The 8,442-nt window shown below is 63.3% G+C and carries 10 protein-coding genes; all 10 read right to left on the bottom strand.

Translation table 11 applies throughout. The features are described from left to right. Window positions 1–81 precede the first annotated feature (81 nt). Complete coding sequence (locus NRB16_RS20340; RefSeq protein ID WP_253118118.1) at window positions 82–984, bottom strand: dihydrodipicolinate synthase family protein; 903 nt, start codon at window positions 982–984, stop codon at window positions 82–84. A gap of 55 nt (window positions 985–1,039) precedes the next feature. Continuing rightward, on the bottom strand, window positions 1,040–2,368 hold the full coding sequence (locus tag NRB16_RS20335; protein WP_257106813.1) for an MFS transporter: 1,329 nt from the start codon (window positions 2,366–2,368) through the stop codon (window positions 1,040–1,042). A gap of 151 nt (window positions 2,369–2,519) precedes the next feature. Then, window positions 2,520–3,839, bottom strand: coding sequence for an FAD-binding oxidoreductase (locus NRB16_RS20330; RefSeq protein WP_257106812.1), 1,320 nt, complete (start codon window positions 3,837–3,839; stop codon window positions 2,520–2,522). Window positions 3,840–3,901: 62 nt separating this feature from the next. Then, window positions 3,902–4,624, bottom strand: a complete 723-nt coding sequence (locus NRB16_RS20325) for a GntR family transcriptional regulator (protein WP_257106811.1) — start codon at window positions 4,622–4,624, stop codon at window positions 3,902–3,904. Window positions 4,625–4,822: 198 nt separating this feature from the next. Continuing rightward, window positions 4,823–5,497 carry a type II secretion system protein N gene (locus NRB16_RS20320; protein ID WP_257106810.1) on the bottom strand — a complete coding sequence of 225 codons (675 nt, stop codon included), beginning with the start codon at window positions 5,495–5,497 and terminating at the stop codon, window positions 4,823–4,825. Further along, window positions 5,494–5,931, bottom strand: a complete 438-nt coding sequence (gene gspM, locus NRB16_RS20315) for a type II secretion system protein GspM (protein ID WP_257106809.1) — start codon at window positions 5,929–5,931, stop codon at window positions 5,494–5,496. The genes NRB16_RS20320 and gspM overlap by 4 nt, the downstream gene beginning before the upstream one ends. Continuing rightward, window positions 5,928–7,046 (bottom strand): type II secretion system protein GspL, encoded by a 1,119-nt coding sequence (locus NRB16_RS20310; RefSeq protein WP_257106808.1) that lies wholly within the window; start codon window positions 7,044–7,046, stop codon window positions 5,928–5,930. Before NRB16_RS20310 ends, gspM begins: the two co-directional genes overlap by 4 nt. Then, window positions 7,043–7,630: a prepilin-type N-terminal cleavage/methylation domain-containing protein gene (locus NRB16_RS20305; RefSeq protein ID WP_045487145.1), complete on the bottom strand. Its 588-nt coding sequence runs from the start codon at window positions 7,628–7,630 to the stop codon at window positions 7,043–7,045. Before NRB16_RS20305 ends, NRB16_RS20310 begins: the two co-directional genes overlap by 4 nt. Further along, complete coding sequence (locus NRB16_RS20300) at window positions 7,627–8,007, bottom strand: type II secretion system protein (RefSeq protein WP_257106807.1); 381 nt, start codon at window positions 8,005–8,007, stop codon at window positions 7,627–7,629. Before NRB16_RS20300 ends, NRB16_RS20305 begins: the two co-directional genes overlap by 4 nt. Next, a complete protein-coding gene (gene gspH / locus NRB16_RS20295; RefSeq protein ID WP_257106806.1) occupies window positions 8,004–8,441 on the bottom strand; it encodes a type II secretion system minor pseudopilin GspH in 438 nt (145 codons plus the stop codon). Before gspH ends, NRB16_RS20300 begins: the two co-directional genes overlap by 4 nt. Between the last annotated feature and the right edge of the window lies 1 nt (window position 8,442).

Raw genomic sequence — 8,442 nt, 5'->3', positions numbered from 1 at the left:
CCGTTGATGAATGCCTGGGTCGGGAATTTCAATTCAGCGGCCAGCGCCTTGTATTGGTCTTTGCTCAGCAGCTCGGCCATCTCAGGCACCTCCGGTGATTTGCGCGATGTTGCGCTTGAGGGTGCTGACTACCTCGCTCAGCGCTTGTTTCTCGGCGTCGCTCAGGCCTTGCAGCGGCGCACGCACACCACCGGATTTCAGGCCTTGCAGCTCGCTGCCGTACTTGATCGACTGGACGAACTTGCCGTTTTCCAGGAAATCCATCAGCGGCATCAGTTCAGCCATGATCCGACGGCCCTTGTTGAAGTCTTTCTCGATCACACAGGCCTCAAACAGCGCCACGTGCTCACGCGGGATGAAGTTGGAGCCGGCGCAAACCCAGCTCTGCGCGCCCCAGGCAAAGAACTCCAGGGCCTGGTCGTCCCAGCCGCACGACAGCGCGATGTTGGGGTACTTCACCGCAGTGCGGTGCAGGCGGTTCATGTCGCCCGAGCTTTCCTTGATGGCGATGATGTTTTGCACATCGGCCACCGCATCGAAGAACTCGTCGTCCATGGCCACGCTCATGCGGCCTGGGTAGTTGTAGAGCATGATCGGCAGGCCGGCAGCGCGGTCCACGGCTTTGACGTGAATCGCGATTTCCTGCTGGGTCGGCAGTGCGTAAGGCGGGGTGCCGACCAGCAGCGCGTCAGCCTTGATCGACTTGGCGTGTTCGGCATAGGCCACCGAGTCTTCGGTGCGAATCGCGCCGGTGCCGATGATCAGTGGCAGGCGGCCGTTGATCACGTCCTTGGCCTGGGCAGCCAGGTCGAAGCGCTCCTGGCTGGTGTGCGCGTAGTACTCACCGGTGGAGCCGCCAATGATGATGCCGTGCACCTTCTGAGCGATCAGGTATTCCAGAACCTCGGCAAAGGCCGAAGCGTCGATCGAGCCGTCAGCCTTGAGCGGGGTGATGGCCGGAGTGTAGATGCCTTCGAATTTCATGGGGTTAACCTCCACGGGGTAAGACGCCGCGCTCATCGGCGCGGCGGGTTGTTTTTCAGGACAGCGAAGCCGCCTGCTGCAGGTTCAGCGAGCGGGTTTCAGGGGCAAGGGCAAGGGAGAACAGCAGCCCGACCAGGGTCACGGCGGCGGCGGCATACATGGTGAAACCGATGCCGTAGCTGTCGAGCGCCATAGGCACCAGCCAGGTGCCGACCGCTGCGCCGACCCGCGACAGCGAGGTGCCGACACCGACCGCGCAAGCGCGGATTTCGGTCGGAAACAGCTCATTGGGATAGACCAGTTGTAGCACCTGGGCGCCGCCGATAAATAGCGCGTACGCACCGAATAATGTAAGGATCAGGACCTGCGAAGCGTCGTGACAAGCGGCCAGGCCCAGCAGCGCGATACCCGAGAGCAGGAAGCTATAGATCAGCATGCTGCGCCGACCCATGCTGTTGATCAGGTTGGTGGCGATGACGCAGCCGATCACGAACAGGAAGGTGATGATGATCGAACCAAAGGCCGCCCAGTCACCCTTGAGGTTCAACGCCGCCAGCACCGTCGGCGCGAAGGCGTACACGGCAAACACCGGTATCACCGAGCAGCTCCAGAACATCGCGACGAACAACATGCGCTTGCCATAGCCCGAATGCAGCAGGTTGAGTACCGAGAGTTTTTTCTCTTTCGGTTGCTCAGGCAGGTTCTGCAACGAGAAGTCCGGGCCGTAGACCTGTTTGATAATTGCCTCAGCTTCGCCGGGCCGGCCTTTACCGAGCAGCCAGCGCGGCGACTCGGGGGTCCCCAGACGCACCAGAAACAGCGCCGCACCAATGATTGCCGAGCTGGCCAGCACCAGACGCCAGCCTTCTTCGCCACCGTGCCGCAAGATAACGTCACCGGACAGATAGGCCGTCGCAGCACCGGCGAACCACAGGATGGTCAGGGTCGCCAGACGCGGGCCGCGGTATTTTTTGGGCAGGAATTCGACCAGCAGCGAGGTGGCCACCGGGTACTCGATGCCCACCGCCACGCCGATCATGAAACGCAGCAGGAACAGGGTCACTTCCGACTCGACCCACAACTGCGCCACCGAGGCCAGCACGAACAGGGTCGGGCCGACGAAGAAAATGCGTTTGCGACCGAACCGATCGGTCAGCCAACCACCGAAAAAGCCGCCGAAGAAAATGCCGATCAGTGCCGAGGCGGCGATCATGCCTTGCCAGAACGCACTCAGGCCCAGTGCCGCCGTCATCTGCAGCATGCACACGCCGATGATGCTCAGAACGTAACCATCGACAAACGAGCCACCACCGGAGCGGACCGTCAGCAGCTTGTGGAACGAGTTGAGCGGTACGTCCTCGATTGAGGTATGGGGCATTGTCATTATTGTCTCCAAAAACCGTTAATTCAGGCCGAACGCACCCGTAAAGCCGAACAGCGGTTCAGCCCTGAAAATCCGTCAAGCCTTGTGAATCCGTGGAACCGGCCGTCTGGACGACCGTTGAGGCGAGCACACGATCTCCCCGCCTGCACGCTTAGCTTTCCCGTCCTGCCCGGTACTGCCCCCACATCAGGTTGAAGTTCACCCCTGCCGAGAGAAACGGCTCTGGCGGGTTGCGGTTCGGACCCGGCGAACCCAGCAGGTAATCGGTCAGGTCGTTGCGCTGCCCGGCCAGCCAGTTGGCCAGCAAGGTGCCGGTCACTGTGCCGCGGGTGATGCCCAGGCCGTTACAGCACAGCGCACCGAAAACGTTGGGCGCCAGCTCGCCGAAGTGCCCGGCGTGGTTGCGCGACAGCGCCAGGGCACCGCCCCAGGTGTATTCGAAATCGACCTGCGGCAGCATCGGAAAACGCGCCGCGAACGACGCACGGTGGCGGTTGACGAAGCGCTGCAGAGACTTCTGGTTGGCACGGCCGTCCGGGTTGAAGCTGAAACTGTTGCGGATCAGCAGACGGTTGTCCGGCGTGCGCCGCACGGTGGTCCCGAAGGTGTCGGCCGGAATCACGCCCCAATAGGGTTTGCCGCCCAGCCGCTGCTGTTCTTCATCGGTCAGGGTGCGGGTGATGCTGGCGTAGGTGAACACCGGCAGCATGCGGCCTTTGAGAAAGCCAAAGCTCATGCCGAACGCATTGTTGGTCAGCACCAGTTTGTCGGCGGTGATACTGCCGTGGGCATGGCGCAGCACAATCTTGTCGCCGTACTCCACATCGGTGATTGGCGTGTGTTCATATAAGGTGACGTTGGCCGGCAGCGTGTCGGCCAAGCCTTTGACCAGCGCTGAAGGCTGGATCAGCACCGTGCCCGGAGTGAACAGCGCCTTGCGATAGAAATGCGTGCCGATGTGCGCAGGGATGTCGGCTTGCTCGATCACCTCGTAAGGCTGGCCGAGTTTGTCCAGACCACGACGGTAGGCATCCAGCACCGCAATACCACGGTCCTCCACTGCCGCCTGATACTTGCCGCAGGCTTTCATCTGGCAATCGATACCATGCTGCTCGACCACCTCACGCAGCAACGACTGGCCGGAGAGGTTGAGCTTCATGTTGATATTGGCGGTGTCCAGATCACCGATGTAGTCATCGGCACCAATGTCGTGGGGCAGGTCGATGGCGAACCCGGCGTTACGCCCGGAGGTGCCAAAGCCGACTTCCTGGGCTTCGACCAGCACGATTTCGTCATGAGGAAAATTCAATGCCAGTTGCCGGGCAGCCGCCAGGCCGGTAAAGCCGGCACCCACCACCACCCAACGCGCAGAACTCTTGCCGGCATGTGCAGGCGTTGGCTGGCGCTTGCGGCTGAGGTGATACCAACCGCAGGTCGTATCGTCTGCGGGCAGATGAGTTACTTTCGTCATTGCTGGGACCTGCGCTTTATTGTTCGATTGGTCTGGCCTGCTATGCCGCCAGGTGTCGCTACTCAATAGGTAAACGCCACCGAAGCGGCCATGGGTGTGGCGTATTCGGCCATGCGCCGTCTGGACAGCTCGAAATGCTCGCCCACCACTACCGCTGCCCTGGCGGCGTCGCGCTGCTCGATGGCGTCGATCATCTGGTCATGCTGCTTGCAGGCCAGTTGCAGGTCGCGCTGCATGTCATCGGTACTGGGGTGGCGGTAGAAAATCCGCCCGAGCCGCGCATGGTCGATCAGCAAGCGGCGCAGGCTGGGCAGCAAATAATCGTTGTGGGCCATCTTGCCGATTTCCAGATGGAAGGCATCGTTGTGGATAACCCGCGCATCGACGTCGTTGTCCACGATGGCCTGGCGAAACTGTTGCTGAATACCTTTGAGCACCCCGATCTGCGCTGCACTGGCATGACTGGCCGCCAGTTGCGTGGTGGCGCTGTAGATCAGTGGCGCGGCCAGAAAAAAGCCGCGCAGCGACTCATGACCCATTGACGCGACCCGCGGTGCGCGCTGGGTTTCCAGCTCGATGTAGCCTTCGGCGGCAATCTGGCGCAGCAGCTCACGCACTGGCGGACGTGACAGACCGAACTCGTTGCCTAGCAACAGTTCATCAATGACCTGACCCGGGATCAGCTCCATGTTGAGGATGCGGCGACGCAGTGCATCGCCCAAGACAGCCTTACGGTCCTGGGGAGCGTCGGCGCTGGATTGATCGACTTCGGAACAGGCTTTCATGGTGATTATTCTGCTGGTCGCGGAGCATGTCTACAATTTGTCTACCAAATATAAGAGCCCGTAAGACAATGTGTCTACATCGTTTTCCGCGGGTGTCGCTCCCAGACAACAGCGCTTCTTGCCGAAGCCTGTCAAACCAATGAAAAATCAGCAGGTCGCTGAAGAACGCCGCTCATCGATGTCGGTTTGGGAGCGTTTTCAGCGCGGACTGAAGCGCTTTTCAAACTGCCCGGCACCGGCTTTGAGCAGGCCGGCCTGCACCAGCAAGGGAGTGATGGCCGCGTCAGGCTGTACCTGACCGCTGAGCTGCAGGCGTTGCTGCACAGGTTGCATACGGGCCTGCAGGTGATGTTCACCAGCGCGCTCGATCTCGGCCAGCAGTTGCAGACCTTGCTGGCAAGTGGCCGAGACCCGGGCACTGCCCAGGGTCAACGACCAGGGCGCCAGCATCGCGAGCTGCTGCCCGCTCAGTTCACCCTGGCTGTCGATACAACGGCTGCCGCGCGCCTCGAATTGCAGCGCGCCCTGCCACTGGCCATCGAGCAGGTAGTCGCTGCGGGTAGTGGCCTGCGCCGGGGCAGGTTGCAAGCGGGCTTGCCAACGCCACGGCCAGCCCTCGACACGCAAGGCCCAGGCTTGCTGCTGAAGGCCGGCATCGACCTGCAATTGGCGCTGCAACGGGCGCAGTTGCCAGCTCAACGGCCCGACCAGCCCCAGCCGCTCGATACGCCCATGCCACAGGCTGCCGCTGACCTGTTCAGGCTGCCAGCCCGGCGCCCAGTCGAACCCGCGCAACACCCAACTGGCGGGCAGCTTGACCAGCAGGGTCAGGGCGAACACCAGCACACCTGCGCACCACAGGCCACGACTCAAGGTTGCGCCCCGCTGCGGCTGACATCCAGATTGAACACCAGCCCCGCACCGCTTTGCTCCAGGCTCCAGCGCAGCGGCCGGGCGCCCTGCTCCTGAACACCGCGCATCAGTTGCGCAAGCTTCTCGGCGCGCGACACCTCGCCGCGCACCTGCCAGACTTCGCCACGCTGTTCGACGGCGGTCAGGGTCACGCCACGGGCGCTGGCCAGTGCCTGCCAGCGCTCATTGCTCAACCCGTCGCCGCGCTGCAACAGCCGCGCCTGACCGGCCAATGCCTGCCAATGCTGCACGGACCGGACATAGTCGACCAACGGCCGGCCCAGCAATACCAGCACCAGCGTCAACACCACCACCCAACCGCCCAGCAACAGATAACGGCGCGGCGCTGGCAGCGCGGCATAGCCTTGGGTCAGGCGCTGCAACAGATCATTCATGGCTGGGCTCCCAGATCGAAACGCACGCTCAGCAGCGCGCCGTTTTCACTCGGCTCGGCACTGGCGGTGGCGCCAGCCGCTTTCGCCAGGCTTTGCCAATGGTCGGCCGCAGGCCGCGTGGCATTGCCACTCAACACCAGCCGCCAGGTACGACCATCGAAGTAACTGCCTGATACGCCCCAGCCCTGCTGGCTGCCCAGCCAGTTGCCGATGGCCTGTTCAAGCATCACCAGTTGCTCTTGCCGCACCCGCCAGTCGGTCTGTTCGCTCTGTAAGCGCGCCAGCTCACGACTGGCCTGACGGGTATTGGCCACCGGACCGGTCAGCGCCTGGACCTCGGCCTTCCAGCCCGGCACCTGGCCGAGCCACTGCACCAGGCTCAGGCTTGCCCAGCCAAGGCCCAACACCGCCGCCACCGCCAGCAGACGGCGTTGCACAGGATTGAACAGCGCGGTTCTGGCGCGCCGCACTTGGCGCACGTCCAACAGGTTCGGCAAGCGCTGTAAATCCGCGTACTGCGGCGGCCAGTCGCCGTGCATGCAGGCGTCGCTGCGCCAGCCTTCAGGCGGCTCGCCCAGCGCGTCTGGCCACACCAGCCACTGCTGGCGTCCTTGCTCATCGGCGCGCACCAGATAGCGCGCATCATCACGAACCCAGCAACGCACCTCACCAGCATCTGCCAGAGGCATCAGTTGCGGTTCGGCCCATAGATACTCAGGCGCGATACCCAGTTGCTCGGCCTCGCTCAGCCATTGCTGAACCTGCGCCTTGTTGACCACCAGCAATTGCAGGTGCCCGGCGCTGCGCGCCAGGCAATGCACCTGCACCTGCTCCGGCGGTTGCTGCAACTGATCTTCAAGCAACAGCGGCCATTCATGACGCTTGAGCCCAGGCGGCGCTGCGACCTGAAAGTGGCTGCAATGCATCGCCGGAATCAGCAGCGCCACCCGCGCCGCTTGCAAAGTATCGGCCGGTGGCGGCCAGCTGCCCTGTTGATTACCCGGTACACGCCGCCACTGCCAGCCGCCAGCTTCGGGGCGTACCAGCAGCCAGGCACATGGCTTGCGGCGGCCGGGCGACAGGCGCTCAAACTGATTAATGAGGGCTGTTTTCAAGGCGTGAGATCCGCAAGATTAAAGGTGCATACATAAGGTGACCCCTGATAGTCGAACGCCAGCCGCACGCCGCGCGTCGGTGATGCGGCGACGCTGGAAGGGAACGCCAGCCAGCGATTGCCCTGATAGAAACTCCACTGCACCCGGTCGACGCCCTCCAGCTGCTCACGGCGTTGCCAGCGCGGCGCAGCAACCGCGTACAAGTCTTGCGAAGTGGCCACGCTCAGGCGCCTCTCGCGTTGTTCATACAACAGCCGCTGACGCTCCTGACGCGACGCAGCACCCGCTTCGGGCCAGGCGCTGAGCGCTACCCAATCCAGCTGGTTGGCAGCGGGTTGCCAGTCCAGTGCGTAAAGCGGCAACGGCAGGCGCTGTTCATAGAGCTGGCGCACGATCAGGCTGTCGAAACGCCGCTCCAGCGCCAGACAAAACTCCAGCACCTGTGGCTGCTCGCTCGCCTCGCCCAGCCGCTCACGGACCTTGCTCCAACCGTTGACCAGCGCCGCCAGCACCACGCCCAATACTGCGGTCAGCGCCAGCGCCACCAGCAGCTCGATCAAAGTCAGGCCGCGCGCATGCTTCATCGTGGCCGTACCAGAAACAGGCTGAACTGGCCCAACGGCTCACGCTCGTCGCGACTGGCGAATAAAGTCAGTTCACCACGGCGCAGGTCACGCACGCCGGTCATGCCCAGTTCCAGACGCCAGTGGCAGGTCTGGTTGCCCTGCTGCAACTGGCCCTGCACCTGATTGGCCGCCGGCCAGTACTGCTCGACACTGAAACGTGCTTCCAGCTCCCGGGCGCACAGGCTGCCGAGCCGATGCTGCTGCACCGCCTGATGCACCGCGATACGCTGACGCAGCATCTGGCTGACCATCACCGTCATCACCGCGGCAATACCCAGTGCGACCATGACTTCCAGCAAGGTGAAGCCGCGCTGCCGTTTCAACGAGGTGCTCACAAGGCGTCGCCTCGCAGCAGCCGGTTGTCACTGCTCCAGCGCCAACTCTGCTGCCCGGCCGGCCACTGCCAGCGCAGGCTCACCGGGGTGGCCACACCTGCCGGGGTAAAGATCACCTGCGGCTCGCCGGACGCAGGCCAGTCGGCGCGCAATTGCGCCGGCCAGGCTGAGGACCGCCACGGTTCAGCCCGCCACTGGCCCTGCTGCCAGCGGACGAATTCGGGCTGGCGGCCATTCCAGCGCAGTCCGCTCAACTGCCCGCTATGCCGGGCCACCGCCGCCTGCTGCTGCGCCTGGGCGGCCAACTGATCCAGCGCCTGTAACGCCGCGCCCGGCCCGCCATTGAGCCAGGCCACACTCAGGCCACTGAACAGGCCGACGATCAACAGCACGACCAGCAGTTCCAATAGCGTGAAGCCGCGGCTGCGCGTCACC

It is taken from the genome of Pseudomonas sp. LJDD11, assembly GCF_024584215.1.
GTDB lineage: Bacteria > Pseudomonadota > Gammaproteobacteria > Pseudomonadales > Pseudomonadaceae > Aquipseudomonas.
The sequence above is the reverse complement of the archived record's forward strand: the minus strand, read 5'-3'. Positions and strand labels throughout refer to the sequence as shown.

Excerpts from the sequence above, each read along its gene's own strand:
- NRB16_RS20330 (WP_257106812.1), bottom strand. The coding sequence starts at position 3,839 with ATGACGAAAGTAACTCATCTGCCCGCAGACGATACGACCTGCGGTTGG.
- NRB16_RS20335 (WP_257106813.1), bottom strand. The coding sequence starts at position 2,368 with ATGACAATGCCCCATACCTCAATCGAGGACGTACCGCTCAACTCGTTC.
- NRB16_RS20340 (WP_253118118.1), bottom strand. The coding sequence starts at position 984 with ATGAAATTCGAAGGCATCTACACTCCGGCCATCACCCCGCTCAAGGCT.
- NRB16_RS20305 (WP_045487145.1), bottom strand. The coding sequence starts at position 7,630 with ATGAAGCATGCGCGCGGCCTGACTTTGATCGAGCTGCTGGTGGCGCTG.
- NRB16_RS20325 (WP_257106811.1), bottom strand. The coding sequence starts at position 4,624 with ATGAAAGCCTGTTCCGAAGTCGATCAATCCAGCGCCGACGCTCCCCAG.
- gspM (WP_257106809.1), bottom strand. The coding sequence starts at position 5,931 with ATGAATGATCTGTTGCAGCGCCTGACCCAAGGCTATGCCGCGCTGCCA.